This is a genomic window from Kitasatospora sp. NPDC127111, from assembly GCF_042677465.1.
In the GTDB taxonomy this organism is placed as follows: Bacteria; Actinomycetota; Actinomycetes; order Streptomycetales; family Streptomycetaceae; genus Kitasatospora.
The window spans coordinates 1-17652 of sequence record NZ_JBHXTG010000011.1 but is presented as its reverse complement, the minus strand read 5'-3'; the positions used below and the strand labels follow the sequence as shown (position 1 = coordinate 17652).

The window sequence follows — 17652 nt, the reverse complement described above, 5'->3', positions numbered from 1 at the left end:
CCTGCCGTAATCAGGCGTTGGGCGCCAGCTCGGTACCGGCACCGCGGCGCCGCACCCGGACCAGGTCGCTGCGCAGCTCGTCGTTCGGGTTCGGCGCGGCGGCCCCGGCGGTCTCCACGACCCCGGCGGTCTCCACGGCCTCGGCGGTCTCCACGGCCTCGACGGTCTCGGTGACCGGCTCGGCGGCCGGCGCGGCGTGGCCGCCGCAGGGCCCGCAGCCGTGCGCCTCCGCGGGCGCCCCGGGCGCCTCGGACGCGTCGCCGTGCCCGCCGCCGCACGGACCGCAGCCGCCGCCGGTCCCGCAGGACCCGCCGGCCGCCGCCGCGGCGATGTCGGCCCGGTGCCGGGGGAGGGTGGCCTCGCCGGCACCCTCGACCTCGAAGCCGGCGTCCTTGATCATGTCGAGGTCGGCCTGCCCGGCCTGGCCCTCGCTGGTGAGGTAGTCGCCGAGGAAGATCGAGTTGGCGATGTGCAGGCCGAGCGGCTGCATCGTGCGCAGGTGCACCTCGCGGCCGCCCGCGATCCGCACCTCGGTGTCCGGGTTGACGAAGCGGACCATCGCCAGGATGCGCAGGCAGCGCTGCGGGGTGAGGTTCCACTCCTTGGCCAGCGGGGTGCCCTCGAACGGGATGAGGAAGTTGACCGGCACCGAGTCCGAGCCCAGCTCGCGCAGCGCGAAGACCACGTCCACGAGGTCCTCGTCGCTCTCGCCCATGCCCGCGATCAGGCCGGAGCAGGCGGACAGGCCCGCGCCGTGCGCCTTCTGCACCGTGTCCACCCGGTCCGCGTAGGTGTGGGTGGTGGTGATGCCGCCGTAGGTGGCCTCGGAGGTGTTGAGGTTGTGGTTGTAGGCGTCGACGCCGGCCGCCTTGAGCCGCTCGGCCTGGTTGTCGGAGAGCAGGCCGAGGCAGGCGCAGACCTCGACGGCCGGGTCGGCGTCCTTGATGGCGGCGACGGTGTCGGTGACCCGGTCGATGTCGCGGTCCGTCGGCCCGCGGCCGCTGGCGACCAGGCAGACCCGCTTCGCGCCGCCGGCGACCCCCGCGCGTGCCGCCTCGGCGGCCTGGTCGGGCTTCAGCCAGGTGTACTTGAGGATCTCGGCCTTGGAGCCCAGGCGCTGCGAACAGTAGTTGCAGTCCTCGGGGCAGAGCCCGCTCTTGAGGTTCACCAGGTAGTTGAGCTTGACCCGGCGGCCGAACCACCGCCGGCGCACCCGTCCGGCGGCCGCGACCACGTCCAGCAGCTCGTCGTCGGTGGTGGCGAGGACGGCGAGCGCCTCCTCGCGGGTGGGGGCTTCCCCGCGCAGGCCCTTGGCGGTGAGGGTATCGAGCAGATCCATGCGCCTGATCCTGCCTGCTGGCCGACGCGCGACGCCAGAGGAAACCCACCAGAAGATCCGCGGGAGGATGTGCGAGTTGTCACAGTGTCGCCGCTGACGGTAGTGGCGCAGGTCACGTCGCAGGTCATGGCCGTCGACGGGTCCGCCGCCAGTTCGGTTACCCGCAGGTAGGGTGAGTGATCGTCAGTCGCCGCCCCCGTGATCCACACCACCCGGGTACTGCTTAGAATCTGCGCCATGACCACGCAGGGGGAGCGCACCCCGTCACCGGGAGACCACGGAACCACCGATCGGCCGGCCGGTGCGTACCGGCGGCCGGCCAGGAGGATCGGCGCCCGACGGGCCGTGGGCTGGATCGTGGTGGTCGGCGTGGTGGCTGCCGGCGGCTGGATCATCACCCGCCCGACGCCCGGTGACTTCATACCCGGCCTCGGACCGTCGACCAAGGACGCGTCCAAGACGCCGCCCGTCGTCGGCAACCCGCCGCCGCACAGCAGCGCCGACCCCGAGGGCCTCAACGTCGACACCCTCTTCCCCGCCCAGCGGGTGGTCGAGGTCGGCGCCTACAAGGGCAGGCGCTCCGGCGTCCGCCAGGGCGAGAACTGCACCGAGACGCTCCAGGACCGCACCCAGGACCTGCTCCGCGAGAGCGGCTGCCAGGGTTACCTGACCGTCAGCTTCGCCGGGCAGGACAAGCCGGTGCTCAGCAGCCTCACCCTGCTGCGCTTCGTCGACCAGGCCTCCGCCGCCAAGGCCGCCGAGGCCCTGCGCGCCAAGCCCGCCGCGCTCGCCTTCATCCTCCCGGACGCCTCCACCGCCCCCGCCCTGCCGGCCGGCACCGCCAAGCCCGGCACGGAGCAGCGCGTCGAGGCGGTCGGCCGGCACGTGACCGTCACCAGCTCGCGGATGGCCGAGCCGCACGGCGGCACGCCGTCCCCGACCGCCGCGGCCACCACGGCCCCGGCCACCCCGGCCACCCCCGCCATCCCGGTACCCGTCCCGTCCGGTACGGCGACGGTCGGCCCGGAGCAGCAGTTGGAGGAGGCCACCCGGGCCGTCTCCTACTCCGCGGGCGCGCCGTTCATGTGGATGTGAGGTGAGGCGCCGCGCCGCGCGGTGACGACGGGCTGGGGCGCGCCGGCCGAGTCGGGCCGGACGGCCGGCCCGCGCGACACGGGCGACCCGCGGCGGTAGCGAGTACGGCCGGGACGAACACGGCGGGAACGAACACGGCGGGGGCCCACCACCCGGTGGGCCCCCGCCGTCGCCGTCGCCGTCGCCGTCGCCGTCGCCGCCTCTGGCGCCGGCCGGCGTCAGCCGCCCAGCCGGTCCACCGCGGTGACCCGCAGCACCGCCCGGCCCTCCTCGTCCGAGCCGTACAGGTCGACCTCGGCGCTGATGCCCCAGTCGTGGTCGCCCTCCGGGTCGTCGAAGATCTGCCGGACCTTCCAGGCGGAGTCCTCCTCCTCGATCAGCAGCATCTTCGGGCCGCGCGCGTCCGGGCCGGTGCCGAGGTCGTCGTACTCCTCCCAGTACCCGTCCATCGCGTCCGCCCAGCGGTCGGCGTCCCAGCCGTACTCGCCGTCCAGCTCGCCCAGCGCGTCGTAGTGCTCCAGCGCCGCCAGCTCGACCCGGCGGAACATCTCGTTGCGCACCAGCACCCGGAACGCGCGGGCGTTGGCCGTGACCGGCGCCGGCTTGTCGTCCAGGGTGACCTCGGCGGCCTGCGGCTCGGTCGGGTTGGCCAGCTGCTCCCACTCGTCCAGCAGGCTGGAGTCGACCTGGCGGACCAGCTCGCCGAGCCAGGCGATGACGTCCTTGAGGTCGTCGGTCTTGATGTCCTCGGGGACGGTCTGCTCCAGCGCCTTGTACGCGCCCGCCAGGTAGCGCAGCACGATGCCCTCGGTCCGCGCCAGCTCGTAGTGGCCGACGTAGTCGGAGAAGGTCATCGCCCGCTCGTACAGGTCGCGGACCACGGACTTCGGCTGGAGCTGGTGGTCGCCGATCCACGGGTGCACCCGCCGGTACACCTCGTAGGCGTGGGTGAGCAGCTCCTCCAGCGGCTTCGGGTAGGTGATCTCCTGGAGCCGCTCCATCCGCTCCTCGTACTCGATGCCGTCGCGCTTCATCTCCCCGATGGCCTCGCCGCGCGCCTTGTTCTGCTGCGAGGCGAGGATCTGGCGCGGGTCGTCGAGGGTCGCCTCGACGACGGAGACGACATCCATCGCGTACGAGGGCGACGCCGGGTCGAGCAGGTCGAAGGCGGCCAGCGCGAAGGTGGAGAGCGGCTGGTTGAGGGCGAAGTTCTCCTGGAGGTCCAGGGTGAGGCGGACGATCCGGCCCTCGGCGTCCGGCTCCGGGAGCCGCTCGACGATGCCGCCCTCCAGCAGCGAGCGGTAGATGGCGACCGCGGAGCGGATGTGCCGGCGCTGGGCGGCCCGGTCCTCGTGGTTGTCGGTGAGCAGCTTGCGCATCGCCTCGAAGGCGTTGCCGGGCCGGCCGATCACCGAGAGCAGCATCGCGTGGCTGACCTTGAAGCGGGAGACCAACGGCTCCGGGTCGGCGGCGATCAGCCGCTCGAAGGTCTCCTCGGACCAGCCGACGAAGCCCTCCGGCGCCTTTTTCCGGACGATCTTGCGCTTCTTCTTCGGGTCGTCGCCCGCCTTGGCGACGGCCTTGTCGTTCTCGATCACGTGCTCCGGCGCCTGCGCGACGACCTGGCCCACGGTGTCGAACCCGGCCCGCCCGGCCCGGCCGGCGATCTGGTGGAACTCACGGGCGCGCAGGATCCGGACGCGGTTGCCGTCGTACTTGGACAGCGCGGTGAACAGCACCGTGCGGATCGGCACGTTGACGCCCACGCCGAGCGTGTCCGTCCCGCAGATCACCTTCAACAGCCCCGCCTGGGCGAGCCGTTCGACCAGCCGGCGGTACTTGGGCAGCATGCCGGCGTGGTGCACGCCGATGCCGTGCCGCACGAACCGGGAGAGGTTGCGGCCGAACTTGGTGGTGAAGCGGAAGTTGCCGATCAGGTCGGCGATGGCGTCCTTCTCCGCCTTCGAGCACATGTTGATGCTCATCAGCGACTGGGCGCGCTCCACCGCCTCCTTCTGCGTGAAGTGCACCACGTAGACGGGAGCCTGACCGGTCTTCAGCAGCTCTTCGAGCGTGTCGTGCAGGGTGGTGCGGCGGTACTCGTAGAACAGCGGGACGGGCCGCGTCGCGGAGCGGACGACCGTGGTCGGCCGGCCGGTGCGGCGGGTGAGGTCCTCCTCGAAGCGGCGGACGTCGCCGAGCGTCGCCGACATCAGCAGGAACTGTGCCTGCGGCAGCTCCAGCAGCGGGATCTGCCAGGCCCAGCCGCGGTCCGGCTCGGCGTAGAAGTGGAACTCGTCCATCACGACCTGGCCGATGTCGGCCCGCGCGCCGTCCCGCAGCGCGATCTGGGCCAGCACCTCGGCGGTGCAGCAGATGATCGGCGCGGTCGGGTTGACGCTCGCGTCACCGGTCATCATGCCGACCTGCTCGGTGCCGAACACCTTGCACAGGTCGAAGAACTTCTCCGACACCAGCGCCTTGATCGGCGCGGTGTAGAAGGTCCGCTGCCCCTCCGCCAGCGCCGCGAAGTGCGCCCCCGCGGCGACCAGGCTCTTGCCGGAGCCGGTCGGCGTCGCCAGGATCACGTTGTTCGCGGACACCAGCTCGATCAGGGCCTCCTCCTGCGCCGGGTACAGCGTGATCCCGCGCTCCTCCGCCCAGGCGGCGAACGTCTCGTACAGAGCGTCGGGAGTGGCGGGCTTCGGCATCAGGTCAAGGAGGGTCACCCGGACATCTTGCCTGCTCGCCACGGCCCCGGGCAAAGCCCGTGGCCCGCTCGCCCCGGGGGGACGAGGGCGTCGGCGGTCCCGTGGCCCGGCCGGTCCGCCCACCGCGGCCGCCGCCAGGGCCGGCCGCCGGGTCGCCATCGGGTCGCCGCCGGGTCGGTGGTCGGGGCGCCGTCGGGCCGATGCCCGTGCGGCCGCCGGGTCGCCGCCGGGTCGGTGGTCGGGGCGCCGCCGGGCCGATGCCCGGACGGGAACGCGGCGCCGGGCATGTGCCGCGTCGCACATTGCCCGCCCCGCGCCCGCCGTGCCAGAGTGCCGACCATGGCCCACCGCACCGCGTCCGAACCGCCCGTCCGCACCCCGGCAGCCTCGCCCGCGGAGGGCGCCCCCGCCCCGGGCGCCGTCTTCGACTGGCTCGACGAGACGGCCGGACTGCGCGCCCGCGCCGGCCTCACCCGCACGCTGCGCAGCCGCCCCGCCGACGACCCGGTGCTCGACCTGGCCGGCAACGACTACCTCGGCCTGACCTGCCACCCCGCCGTCACCCGGGCCGCCGCCGACGCCGCGCTGCGCTGGGGCGGCGGCGCCACCGGCTCCCGGCTGGTCACCGGCACCACCGCCCTGCACACCGAACTCGAGGACGAGCTGGCCGAGTTCTGCGGAGTCGAGGCCGCCCTGGTGTTCTCCTCCGGGTACACCGCCAACCTGGCCGCGCTGACCGCGCTCACCGACCCGGACACCCTGATCGTCTCCGACGCCTACAACCACGCCTCGCTGATCGACGGCTGCCGGCTCGCCCGCGGCGACGTGCACCGCGCCCCGCACGGCGACCCGGACGCCGTCCGCTCCGCGCTCGCCGGACGCGGCCACCACCGGGCGCTGGTGGTCACCGACTCCGTCTTCTCGGTCGACGGCAACGCCGCCCCGCTGCCCGGACTCTCCGCCGCCGCCCGCGCGTTCGGCGCCGCCCTGCTGGTCGACGACGCGCACGGGCTCGGCGTCCTCGGCCCGGGCGGGCGCGGTGCGCTGGCCGCCGCCGGCCTGGCCGGCGAACCGGACACCGTCGCCACCGTCACGCTCTCCAAGTCGCTCGGCTCCCAGGGCGGTGCGGTGCTCGGCCCGCGCCGGGTGATCCGCCACCTCACCGAGACCGCCCGCACCTTCATCTTCGACACCGGCCTCGCCCCGGCCGCCGCCGGCGCCGCCCTCGGCGCGCTGCGCCTGCTGCGCGCCGAACCGCAGCGCGCCGAGCGCGCCCGCGAGGTCGCCCGCACCCTCGCCGCCCGGCTCACCGCCGCCGGCCTGCGGGCCTCCACCCCGGACGCGGCCGTCGTCTCGGTCCGCGCCCCCGGGCCGGAGGCCGCCGTCGCCTGGGCCGCCGACTGCCGCCGGGCCGGCCTCGCCGTCGGCTGCTTCCGTCCGCCCTCCGTCCCGGACGGCGTGTCCCGTCTCCGGCTCACCGCGCGCGGCGACCTGACGGACGCTCAGATCGCCGAAGCGGTACGGATCATCGCCTCGCTCGCCCCGGCGGGCGCCACGGCCTGACCGCAACCGCCCGCCCGGCCGGCGGCGTCCCCGCCAGGGACGGTGCCGGCGCGGCGGGGGAGTGCCACATGCGGGACAGGGACCGCGGGGCGCTGCCGCTCCCCGTCCGGCTGCTGCTGACGACGGCCGGCGCGGCCCTGTGCGTCCTCGCCCCGTTGGCCGTGGTCCACACGCTCTCCCGGATGGGCGGGGCCGCCGGCTTCTCCGGGGCCTCGGGCACCTTCACCCGGGGGATCTGTGCCCCGGCGGGCGAGGCGGCGCCGAGCGGGTGCCCCGGCAGGTTCGTCCCCGACCAGGGGGTCGATCCGGTCTACACGTTCCGGCTCGACGGCGGCGGGCGCGGGCGCGGCCCGCTGGACGTCCGGTGCGCCGGCGGCGTGTGCCGTCCGGCCGGCCAGGGGCCGGTGGTGCGGTGGCTGGCGCTGACCTTCGCCGTGCTGGCGGCCCTGCCGGTGGGCCTTTACCTGGCCGTGTTGGGGCTCGGCCGGGAGCGTGCCCGGCGGTGGCTCGTCGGCAGGGTGATCGTGACGGCGGGCGGGCTGCTCCTCGCCGCCGTCATCCTCGGGATTCGTGCGGGCCAGCTCATCGGGCGGGGCGGCTGATCCCCGGCACTCCGGCTGATCCCCGGCACCCCGGGTGGGCCCCGGCACCCCGGCTGATCCCCGGCACCCCGGCTGATCCCCGGCACCCCGGCTGATCCCCGGCACCCCGGGTGGGCCCCGGCCGGCGCTGGGCGCCCGAGCCGGCCGCCCCGCCCGTGCGCCCCCCGTGCGTCCGGCCTCCGCTCGCTCAGAGCCCGGCCAGCTCCAGCAGGAACGCCGTCTCCCGGTCCTGCCGCCCGGCCGCGGCGCGCGGGGCTGCGACGATCACCGCGGCGGCCCGGCACCAGGCGCGCACGCGCTCCGGATCGGCGCCCGGCACGAGCCCGGTGAGGCGGGCGATCCGGTGCTCCAGCGCCGGGAGGTCGGTGACGCCGTCGATCACCCAGTCCACCAGGTCGAAGTCCGGATCCCCGAGCGACGGCCGCGGGTCGATCGCCACCGGGCCGGCCGGCCCGGCCAGCACGTTGGACGGGTGCAGGTCCCCGTGGACCAGCGCCACCGGTCCGCTCGCGGCCAGCTCCCCCGCGAACGCCCGCGCCCCGGGCGACACCGCACCGGGGGCCCGCCGCTCGGTGAGGTCCAGGAGGAACTCCACCCGTTCCGCCAGCGGCGCGAGCGCGAGCCCGTCCACCGGCACCGACCGCAGCGCGCCGAGCAGCGGCGCCACCTCGGCCGCACGCCAGCCGCGCTGCCGCAGCGTCACCCCCGGACGCACGTCCGCCAGCAGCAGGGCGTGTGCGGCCGGCTCGTACTCCAGCAGGCGCACCACCGACGGCAGGCCGGCCCACGCCCGCAGTGCGACCGCCTCCTGCCGGGCCACCTCGGGATCGGGGGTCAGCTTCAGCCAGACGGTCCCGCCGTCGGCACCGCCACCGGCGCCGCCCTCCCCACGGTCACCGGAGCCGCTGTCGCCCTCGCCCGCGTGGCCGACGCCGTCGCCCTCGCCCGGGTCGCCGACGCCGTCACCGGAACCGTCCCCGTCGGTCCGCGAGCAGCGGAACACCCGGGAGGTCCCGCCGCCGCCCGCCGCCCGCACGGTCAGGCCCCAGCGCGCCGCCAGCTCCGTCACCAGCGCCGGCAGGCCCTCGCACCAGGCCTCCGCCCACGGCCCGAACCGGACCACCAGCCGGGCTCGCACCTCCGCCGGAACGGCCAGCACGTCGTCGAGGGCCTCCCCGCCCGCGGTTCCCCCGCTCACGGCCGCCCCACCACCAGCAGCGTCTCCGCGCCGACCGGCCGGTACCCGGCCGCCTGGAACGCGCGCACACTGGTCGCATTGCCCGGCGCCTGCTGCGCCCAGATCCACCCGCCCTCCGGCAGCAGGTGCCGCGCGCTCGTCGCCAGCGCACGCCCCAGACCCCGGCCGCGCGCCCGAGGGTCCACCTCGACCGCGCACTCCCACCGCCCGGCCACCCCGCGCCCGAGCACCAGCACCCCGCCGTCCGTGGTGAACACCCGCACGTCCTCGCGGTAGCGCAGCGCCCGCACCACCCGCGGGTGCTCCCGGTCCCGCACCGGCCGCAACGGCAGCGGCGGCTCGCCCGGCAGCCGCCCGGCCACCGTCAGCAGGTCGATGTTGCCGACCACCCGCCCGGTCCGCTCGCCGAACGCGGTCAGAAACGGCGGACAGAGCGGCGCCGCCAGCGGATCGCTCGGCACGGCCGCCAGCACCTCGCGCACCCAGGCAGGGTCCTCGTCGGTGAAGATCACGGCGTGCGCGGAGAAGGACAGCACCCCGGCCTCGCGCGCCGACGGCTGCGGCACCACCGTCACCGACCCGTCCGACGGCGGGAACACCCCGCCCGCCGCGTCCGCCAGGATCTCCCGCAACCCGCGCCCGCCCACCCCGGACCCCTCCACGCCGAACCCCTCCACCCCATGGACATGATCGTTCGCAGCGCGCCCAGCCTACGTGATCACTTCTTCCGGGCCCGGCTCGGCTGCACCCTGGTCGGCTCACCCGCCGCCTTCGGGTGGTCCGGCGGGTACGGGAGCTCGCCCAGGCCCTCGTCCCGCAGCTGCCGCTCGTACAGCTCCAGCACCCCGTCCAGCCGGTACGCCTTGTCGTCCATCTCCGCCTGCGGGTCGCCGAGTTCGGCGAACCGCGGCGGCAGCGTCCGCAGGTCGAAGTCCTCCGGAGCGACGTCGTCCAGCTCCTCCCAGCGCAGCGGCGCGGAGGCGGTCGCCCGTGGCCGGGCCCGCAGCGAGTACGCGGAGGCGATGGTCCGGTCCCGGGCCATCTGGTTGTAGTCCACGAAGATCCGCTCGCCGCGCTCCTCCTTCCACCACGCGGTGGTCACCCGGCCCGGGAGCCGCTGCTCCAGCACCCGGCCGAGCGCGATCACCGCGTGCCGCCCGTCGGTGAACGTCCACTCCGGTTCCAGCGGCACGTACACGTGCAGGCCGCGTCCGCCCGAGGTCTTCGGCCAGCCGCGCAGCCCGTACTCCTCCAGCAGCGCCCGCAGCTCGTGCGCGGCCCGCACCGCGTCGTGGAAGTCCGTCCCGGGCTGCGGGTCGAGGTCGATCCGCAGCTCGTCGATGTGGTCGGTGTCGCCGCGCCGCACCGGCCACGGGTGGAAGGTCAGACAGCCGAGGTTGGCCGCCCAGAGCACCGCGGCCGGCTCGGTCGGGCAGATCTCGTCGGCCGACCGCCCGCTCGGGAAGCTGATCCGCGCCGTCGGCAGCCACTCCGGAAGGCCCTTCGGCGCCCGCTTCTGGTAGAAGAACTCGCCCTCCACCCCGTCCGGGAACCGCTGCAGCGTGGTCGGCCGGTCCCGCAGCCCGCGCAGCACCCCGTCCGCGATCGCCAGGTAGTACTGCGCGACGTCCAGCTTCGTGAACCCGCGCTCCGGGTAGTACACCTTGTCCGGGTTCGACAGCCGGACGCTGCGCCCGGCGACATCCAGTTCCACGGCTGAGCCCATGCGTCCCACGCTAAGCGCGTGCCGTCCGGCGCGCGCCCCGGAAGGGTTGGCGCGAGGATCGGACCCATGGACCTGCCCGTGATGCCGCCGGTGCCGCCGATGCTGGCCAAGTCGGTGGCGAAGATTCCGCCCGGGATGCAGTACGAGGCCAAGTGGGACGGCTTCCGCACCGTCGTGTTCCGCGACGGGGACGAGGTCGAGCTCGGCAGCCGCACCGGCAAGCCGCTGACCAGGTACTTCCCCGAGGTGGTCGAGGCGCTGCGGCGCGAGCTGCCGCCGCGCTGCGTCCTGGACGGCGAGCTGGTGATCGCCCGCGACGGGCGGCTGCGCTTCGAGGAGCTGCTGGAGCGGATCCACCCGGCCGCCAGCCGGGTCAAGCTGCTGGCCGGGCGCACCCCCGCCTCCTTCGTCGCCTTCGACCTGCTCGCCCTCGGTGACACCTCGCTGCTGGACGAGCCGCTCTCGGTCCGCCGCCCGGCCCTGGAGACGGCCCTCGCCGACGCCGCCGACCCGGTCTTCACCGCACCCGCCTCCACCGACCGCGAGCTGGCGCAGAGCTGGTTCGCCGAGTACGAGGGCGCCGGGCTGGACGGCGTGGTCGCCAAGCCGCTGGACCAGCCCTACCGGCCGGGCGAACGGACCATGTTCAAGATCAAGCACGAGCGGACCGCCGACTGCGTGGTCGCCGGCTACCGCGAGCACAAGAGCGGCCCCGTGGTCGGCTCGCTGCTGCTCGGCATCAACGACGCCGACGGGCGCCTGCAGCACGTCGGCGTCTGCGCCGCCTTCTCGATGGCCCGCCGCCGCGAACTCGCCGAGGAGCTGGCCCCGTTGCGGATGGACGACGTCTCCGGCCACCCCTGGGGCGGCTGGGCCGACGAGGCCGCGCACGCCGACGCCCGGCTGCCCGGCGCGCAGAGCCGCTGGACCGGCGGCAAGGACCTCTCCTGGGTGGCGCTGCGCCCCGAGCGGGTGGTCGAGGTGGCGTACGACCACATGGAGGGGACGCGCTTCCGGCACACCGCGCAGTTCCGCCGGTGGCGCCCGGACCGGACGCCGGAGAGCTGCACCTACGAGCAGCTGGAGGAGCCGGTCTCCTACGACCTGTCCCGGGTGCTGGGGATCTGACCGGTAACTGAGGGTTCGTCAAATTGCTTGCTGTGTTGCATGGTTCGGCGCGGTCGTGGACTCCTGTCCCCGTCCGGGCTCCGGTTCCGCCCGGGCTCAGGCCATCGCGGGGGCGGCGGGCGAGGGGATGCTCCCCGGGACGGCCGGGAGGGTGAAGACGTTCCCCGGCGAGACGATCTCGGTGACCGCCCGGCCGAACAGCGTCGACGGCTGCGAACCCTGGAACGGAACGTCGGTGTTCAGCAGCACCACCAGCGACGCCTGCGCCGACGGCAGGTGGATCGTCAGGCTCTGGTAGCCCGGCAGCGAGCCGTTGTGCCCGACCCAGCCGTGGTTGACCATCAGCCCCAGTCCGTAGCCGACGTCCGGCACCCCGGTGGGCAGCGCCTTCAGCCGCTCGGCCTGCGTCGGCGGGGTCAGCAGCGTGCCGGTGGCCAGCACCTTCGCCCACTTCTGCAGGTCGGCCAGGTCGGAGACGGCCGCCCCCGCCGCCCACGCCCAGGACGGGTTCCAGTCGGTGGCGTCCGCGATCGCGCCGTCGGGCGTCTGGTTGGTGTAGCCGTGGGCGTGCGGCTGCGGGAAGGCCGCGTCGGTCGGGAACCGTGTCCGGTCCAGCCCGGCCGGGTCGAACACCTGCGCCTCCAGGAAGTCGTCGAGCGGCTGCCCGCTCAGCTTCTCCACCACCAGGCCGAGCAGGACGGTGTTGGTGTTGGAGTACTCGAACCGGGTGTCCGGCGCGGAGTTCGCGGGGTGCCGGAACGCGTACGCGAGCAGCTGCTCCGGCGTGAACGACCGGGTCGGGTCGCTCAGCAACGCCTGCGCGAACTCCGGGTCCGAGGTGTAGGGGAAGAGACCGCTGCGCATGTCGGCGAGCTGCCGCAGCGTGATCCCCTCCCCGCCGGGCACGCCCGGGACGTACCTGGTGACCGGGTCGTCCAGGCCGGCCTTGCCCTGATCGACCAGCCGCAGCAGGCCGGTCACCGTGAAGGTCTTGGTCTCGCTGCCGATCCGCATGTTCAGGCCGGTCACCATCGGGGTGCCGGCGATCCTGTCGGAGACGCCGAAGGCCTTGAGATAGCTGCCGTCCGGTGTGGTCAGACCGACGATCACCCCGGGGACGCCGGTCTCGGTCAGCACCCGCTGCACCGCGGTGTCCAGCCGGGCGGTGACCTCGGAGGTGAGCGGGACGACGGTGCCGCCGGACGGCGCGGCGGCCGAGGCCGAGGGTGGGGTCGAGGGCGGGGCGGAGCCGGTGGCCGAGGGGCTGAGCGCGGCCGGTACGACGGAGAGCGCCCCGGCGGCCGGCGGGTCGGAGGCCGCCCCGCCGGAGCAGCCGGCGCCGGCCAGCAGCCCGGCCAGCGCGAGCACCGCCGCGCCCGCCTGCGCGACGAAGCGCCGACGGAGGGCGGGGGACGGCCGTCGTCGGGTGTTCGTCATCGTCGAGGCGCCTCTCTACGGCGGGGCTGCGGCGAAGCGGCCCCGGTGCGGGGCTCCACGAGGCCGGGGGAGCGTTCGCCACCGTATGCGCGCCGGGACCGGCCCGCCCGCCGGCCGCCCGCCCCGCTGGACCGAACGGACGTACGCCCGCCACCACCCCGCGCCGCCCTGACGGTCCACGCGGCCCAGTAGGGTGCCGACGTGGTCCGACGTGGTTCGACGTGGTTCGACGTGGTCCGACGTGGTCCGACGTGATCCGACGTCATCGGGAGTCGACGTGTTGCGGTGCGAAGCGGTGAGCAAACGCTACGGTGCGGGCCGGTGGATCCTCCACGAGGTGGACCTGGAGGTCACCGCCGGGGACGTCCTGGCCGTCGTGGGCGGGAACGGCTCGGGCAAGTCCACCCTGCTGAGGATCCTGGCCGGACTCTCCCGCCCCACCTCCGGCCGGGTCACCGGCCGCCCCCGGGAGGTCGGCTACGTACCCGACCGCTTCACCGCCCACGACCGCCTCTCCGCGCTCTCCTACCTGACCCACATGGGCCGCATCCGCGGCCTGCCCACCGCCGGAGCCCGCGACCGGGCCGGCCGGCTGCTCGAACGGCTGGCCCTGGTCGGCGGCCGGGACGCCCCGCTGCGCACGCTCTCCAAGGGCAACGCGCAGAAGGTCGCCCTGGCCCAGGCGCTGCTGGTCCGGCCCGAGTTGCTCGTCCTCGACGAGCCGTGGTCCGGCCTGGACGCCTCCGCCCACGGCGTGCTGGGCGAGCTCATCGAGGAGGTGGCCGCCGAGGGCGGGGCCGTCGTCTTCACGGACCACCGGGAGGCGGTCACCGAGACCCGGGCCACCGGCGTCCACGTCATCGGCGAGGGCGGGCGGGTGACCGGGCGCGGCGGCCGGCCGGTGGCGGACGCGGCGGCGGTCGCCGAGATCGTCCTCCGCGTCGCCGCCGACGGCGCCGGTCCGGCGGGGCCCGACTGGGACGCGCTGCCCGGCGTCCTGTCCGCCGCCCGCCGCGGTGACGCGCTGGTGCTCAGGGTCGAGCGACGGCACTCGGACGCCGTCCTGCTGGCCGCGCTCCGGCACCGCTGGTCCGTCGACCGGCTCGCCCCGGCCGTCGGCCCCGCCCGTCCCGACGTCGGTCCCGCCGTCGACTGCCGCGCGGACCGCGTCGGCCACCGCGCCGACCGCGCCGACCACCGCGCCGATCGCGCCGACCACACCGAACCGAGGAAGGTGGCCCGGTGACCGCCCTGGTCCGCTACCTGTGCACCACCCTGCTGCTCTCCCAGCGGTACCTCGCGCCGGTTCTGCTCTTCACCGGCCTGGTCGCCGTGCTCACCAGCAGCGACAGCGGCCCGCTGACCGCCACCTACGGGGCGGCGGCCGGTGCCATGCTGGTCTGCTCCACCTGGCTCACCATCGCCCTGGTCGGCCTGGAGGACCAAGTCCACCGCTCCGTCGTGGTGGTCAACGTCGGCGACTCCCGCCGCGTCCTGCTCGGTACGGTCTGCACCGCTGTCCTCGGCTGCCTGGTGCTGACCGTGCTCGGCCTCGGCATCCCCTTCCTGGTCGGCAGCCACCGGCCGACCGGCGCCGCCCTGGTGGTCGGCGTCGAGGCCCAGCTCACCTGCGCCCTCACCGGCATCGCCGTCGGTCTGCTCTGCTCCCGGCTGGTCTTCCGCCGCCAGGGGTACGCCCTGCTGCTCGCCGTGGTGCTGCTGCCGGCCCTGATGGTGGCCAAGGGCGTGCCCCCGGTGAACCCGCTGCTCTCCCGGCTCGCCACCACCTCCCGCGCGGCGGACCTGCTGGCCCCCGCCGGCGCGCTGCTGGTGGTCGCCGCCGGAGTCCTCGCGGCCGGGGCGGCGCTCACCCAGGCGATCGCCGGCCGGAGGAGCTGACCTCTCCGGTCACCGCGCATGCTCCGGTCACCGCGCACGCTCCGGTCACCGCGCACGCGCCGTGCGCTCCGCCGAACGGGTGGCGACCGGCACGCCGCACGGGCCGCCCGCCCCTGCTCGGGCACGATCGTTTAGCCGAGCTGTGGCGGCCCTTAAGAATTCCTCGATGGACCGCACCCGCTCTCACCAGGCAGATTGCTGCGTGCCCGGTGCGAGGGAGGCGAGCGCCACCACCCCGCCGGGCTCCGCCGGCCTGCCCACACCAGGCCGCCCCCTCGCGCGTCAGGAGCCACCCCAGTGAAGGCACTCGTCAAGCAGAAGGCCGAGCCCGGACTCTGGCTGGTGGACGTCCCGAAGCCCGCCATCGGCGCGGGCGAGGTGCTGATCAAGGTCCTCCGCACCGGCATCTGCGGCACCGACCTGCACATCCGCAACTGGGACGGCTGGGCGCAGCAGACCATCAAGACGCCGCTCGTGCTCGGCCACGAGTTCGTCGGCGAGGTCGCCGAGATCGGCGCGGGCGTCACCGACATCTCCGTCGGCGACCTGGTCAGCGGCGAGGGCCACCTGGTCTGCGGCAAGTGCCGCAACTGCCTGGCCGGCCGCCGCCACCTGTGCCGCAACACCGTCGGCCTCGGCGTCGGCCGCGACGGCGCCTTCGCCGAGTACGTCGCCCTGCCCGCCTCCAACGTCTGGGTGCACCGCGTCCCGGTCGACCTCGACGTCGCCGCGATCTTCGACCCGTTCGGCAACGCCGTGCACACCGCGCTCTCCTTCCCGCTGGTCGGCGAGGACGTGCTGATCACCGGCGCCGGCCCGATCGGCATCATGGCCGCCGCCGTCGCCAAGCACGCCGGCGCGCGCAACGTGATGATCACCGACGTCTCCCCGTACCGCCTCGACCTGGCCCGCGAGATCGGCGTCACGCTCGCCCTGAACGTCGCCGAGCACACCATCGAGGAGGGCCAGCAGAAGCTGGGTCTGCGCGAGGGCTTCGACGTCGGCCTGGAGATGTCCGGCCGGCCCGAGGCACTCCAGTCGATGATCGCCAACATGACGCACGGCGGGAAGATCGCCATGCTCGGCCTGCCCGCCGAGCAGTTCCCGATCGACTGGGCCTCCGTCGTCACCTCGATGATCACCATCAAGGGCATCTACGGCCGCGAGATGTTCGAGACCTGGTACGCGATGTCCGTCCTGCTGGAGGGCGGCCTCGACCTCAGCCCCGTGATCACCGGCCGGTACGCGGCCACCGACTTCGAGGCCGCCTTCGACGACGCGGCCAGCGGCCGCTGCGGCAAGATCATCCTCGACTGGACCGCCTGAGCCTCCCCGACCCGCTGATTAGGAGCCACCGTGTTCGACAACGTGCGCGCCGACCTCGCCGCCACCCTCGACGAGATCCGCGAGGCCGGACTGTTCAAGCCCGAGCGGGTGATCGGCACCCCGCAGAGCGCCGCCGTCACCGTCACCGCCGGCGGCCGCCCCGGCGAGGTGCTCAACTTCTGCGCCAACAACTACCTCGGCCTCGCCGACCACCCCGAGGTGCTCGCCGCCGCCAAGGACGCCCTCGACCGCTGGGGCTACGGCATGGCCTCGGTCCGCTTCATCTGCGGCACCCAGGACGTGCACAAGGAGCTCGAGGACCGCCTCTCCGCGTTCCTCGGCCAGGAGGACACCATCCTCTACTCCTCCTGCTTCGACGCCAACGGCGGCGTCTTCGAGACCCTGCTGGACGAGCGCGACGCGGTCATCTCCGACGCCCTCAACCACGCGAGCATCATCGACGGCATCCGCCTCTGCAAGGCCCGCCGCCACCGCTACGCCAACCGCGACCTGGCCGACCTGGAGCAGCAGCTCAAGGAGACCCAGGACGCCCGGCGCCGGCTGATCGTCACCGACGGCGTCTTCTCGATGGACGGCTACGTCGCCCCGCTGCGCGAGATCTGCGACCTCGCCGACCGCTACGACGCCATGGTCATGGTGGACGACTCGCACGCCGTCGGCTTCGTCGGCCCGAACGGGCGCGGCACCCCCGAGCTGCATGGCGTGATGGACCGCGTCGACATCATCACCGGCACCCTCGGCAAGGCCCTCGGCGGCGCCTCCGGCGGTTACGTCGCGGCGCGCCGCGAGATCGTCGCCCTGCTGCGCCAGCGCTCGCGGCCGTACCTGTTCTCGAACTCGCTCGCCCCGGTGATCGCGGCCGCCTCGCTGAAGGTGCTCGACCTGGTCGAGCGCTCCACCGAGCTGCGCGAGAAGCTGGCCGCCAACACGGCGCTGTTCCGGTCGAAGATGGCCGAGGCCGGCTTCGAGATCCTGCCCGGCGACCACCCGATCGCCCCGGTGATGATCGGCGACGCGGCCAAGGCCGGCCGGCTCGCCGAGCTGCTGCTGGAGCGCGGCGTGTACGTGATCGGGTTCTCCTTCCCGGTCGTCCCGCACGGCCAGGCCCGGATCCGGGTGCAGCTGTCCGCCGCGCACTCCACCGAGGACGTCGAGCGCGCCGTCGCCGCGTTCGTGGACGCCCGCGCCGCGCTGGGGGAGTAGGGCCCACCCCGGGTACCCGCCTCGGGTGCTCATCTTGGGTGCTCATCTTGGGTGCCCACCCCGGGCGACCCGGCTGCCGGCCGGGCGCCCCGCTGGACCGCCCGTGGCACGTCCGCTCGGAACCGGACGTGCCACGGGCCCTCAACCGCCGTGCGGCGGAGGCCGGACCGGCCCGCCCCCGCCGCACGGCCACCAAGGCCGCCCGGTGGCTCTCCCCGCCACCGGGCCGCCGTCTCATCCCAAGACCATCTGTCCCACCCTCCCGCCCGGGAGTGGGTGTTAGGGCGGTGCCCGGTCCCCCACCCGCCCCCCGGCGTGCCGCGGGCCGGCCCCCCCCCCCCCCCCGGGGAAGACACCACACCCCCCACCACAACCCCCACCCCCACGACCCACACCCCCACCAC

General features: G+C 74.7%; 14 protein-coding genes. 8 read left to right on the top strand and 6 right to left on the bottom strand.

All coding sequences use genetic code 11. The features are described from left to right. Positions 1-10 precede the first annotated feature (10 nt). A complete protein-coding gene (bioB, locus tag ACFVHB_RS09720) occupies positions 11-1339 on the bottom strand; it encodes a biotin synthase BioB (protein ID WP_380317826.1) in 1329 nt (442 codons plus the stop codon). A gap of 237 nt (positions 1340-1576) precedes the next feature. Between bioB and ACFVHB_RS09715 the strand changes: the two genes are divergently transcribed. Next, positions 1577-2434, top strand: coding sequence for a hypothetical protein (locus tag ACFVHB_RS09715; RefSeq protein ID WP_380317823.1), 858 nt, complete (start codon positions 1577-1579; stop codon positions 2432-2434). Positions 2435-2652: 218 nt separating this feature from the next. Here ACFVHB_RS09715 and ACFVHB_RS09710 read toward each other — a convergent pair whose 3' ends face one another. Then, on the bottom strand, positions 2653-5145 hold the full coding sequence (locus ACFVHB_RS09710; protein ID WP_380318241.1) for a DEAD/DEAH box helicase: 2493 nt from the start codon (positions 5143-5145) through the stop codon (positions 2653-2655). A gap of 339 nt (positions 5146-5484) precedes the next feature. Here ACFVHB_RS09710 and ACFVHB_RS09705 point away from each other — a divergent pair, with 339 nt between their 5' ends. After that, positions 5485-6708 (top strand): 8-amino-7-oxononanoate synthase, encoded by a 1224-nt coding sequence (locus tag ACFVHB_RS09705; protein WP_380317820.1) that lies wholly within the window; start codon positions 5485-5487, stop codon positions 6706-6708. Positions 6709-6776: 68 nt separating this feature from the next. Next, complete coding sequence (locus tag ACFVHB_RS09700; RefSeq protein WP_380317817.1) at positions 6777-7310, top strand: hypothetical protein; 534 nt, start codon at positions 6777-6779, stop codon at positions 7308-7310. A gap of 187 nt (positions 7311-7497) precedes the next feature. Here ACFVHB_RS09700 and ACFVHB_RS09695 read toward each other — a convergent pair whose 3' ends face one another. From ACFVHB_RS09695 to ligD, 3 genes are read right to left on the bottom strand one after another with little or no spacing between them, the layout of a single operon-like run. Then, positions 7498-8508: an aminoglycoside phosphotransferase family protein gene (locus tag ACFVHB_RS09695; RefSeq protein ID WP_380317814.1), complete on the bottom strand. Its 1011-nt coding sequence runs from the start codon at positions 8506-8508 to the stop codon at positions 7498-7500. Continuing rightward, positions 8505-9170 (bottom strand): GNAT family N-acetyltransferase, encoded by a 666-nt coding sequence (locus ACFVHB_RS09690; protein WP_380317811.1) that lies wholly within the window; start codon positions 9168-9170, stop codon positions 8505-8507. Before ACFVHB_RS09690 ends, ACFVHB_RS09695 begins: the two co-directional genes overlap by 4 nt. 56 nt (positions 9171-9226) lie before the next feature. Further along, complete coding sequence (gene ligD, locus ACFVHB_RS09685) at positions 9227-10234, bottom strand: non-homologous end-joining DNA ligase (RefSeq protein ID WP_380317808.1); 1008 nt, start codon at positions 10232-10234, stop codon at positions 9227-9229. Positions 10235-10300: 66 nt separating this feature from the next. Between ligD and ACFVHB_RS09680 the strand changes: the two genes are divergently transcribed. Continuing rightward, complete coding sequence (locus ACFVHB_RS09680; protein ID WP_380317805.1) at positions 10301-11362, top strand: ATP-dependent DNA ligase; 1062 nt, start codon at positions 10301-10303, stop codon at positions 11360-11362. A gap of 96 nt (positions 11363-11458) precedes the next feature. Here the strand turns inward: ACFVHB_RS09680 and ACFVHB_RS09675 are convergent, their stop codons facing one another. Beyond that, complete coding sequence (locus ACFVHB_RS09675; protein ID WP_380317802.1) at positions 11459-12799, bottom strand: serine hydrolase domain-containing protein; 1341 nt, start codon at positions 12797-12799, stop codon at positions 11459-11461. A gap of 280 nt (positions 12800-13079) precedes the next feature. On the opposite strand from ACFVHB_RS09675, the gene ACFVHB_RS09670 reads away from it, so the two are divergent. From ACFVHB_RS09670 to ACFVHB_RS09655, 4 genes are all read left to right on the top strand, one after another. After that, positions 13080-14045, top strand: a complete 966-nt coding sequence (locus ACFVHB_RS09670) for an ABC transporter ATP-binding protein (RefSeq protein WP_380318238.1) — start codon at positions 13080-13082, stop codon at positions 14043-14045. Beyond that, complete coding sequence (locus tag ACFVHB_RS09665) at positions 14042-14698, top strand: hypothetical protein (RefSeq protein ID WP_380317799.1); 657 nt, start codon at positions 14042-14044, stop codon at positions 14696-14698. The genes ACFVHB_RS09670 and ACFVHB_RS09665 overlap by 4 nt, the downstream gene beginning before the upstream one ends. Before the next feature lie 297 nt (positions 14699-14995). Further along, complete coding sequence (gene tdh / locus ACFVHB_RS09660; RefSeq protein ID WP_380317796.1) at positions 14996-16024, top strand: L-threonine 3-dehydrogenase; 1029 nt, start codon at positions 14996-14998, stop codon at positions 16022-16024. Between the two features lie 30 nt (positions 16025-16054). Continuing rightward, positions 16055-17248, top strand: a complete 1194-nt coding sequence (locus tag ACFVHB_RS09655; protein WP_380317793.1) for a glycine C-acetyltransferase — start codon at positions 16055-16057, stop codon at positions 17246-17248. Positions 17249-17652: the final 404 nt, after the last annotated feature.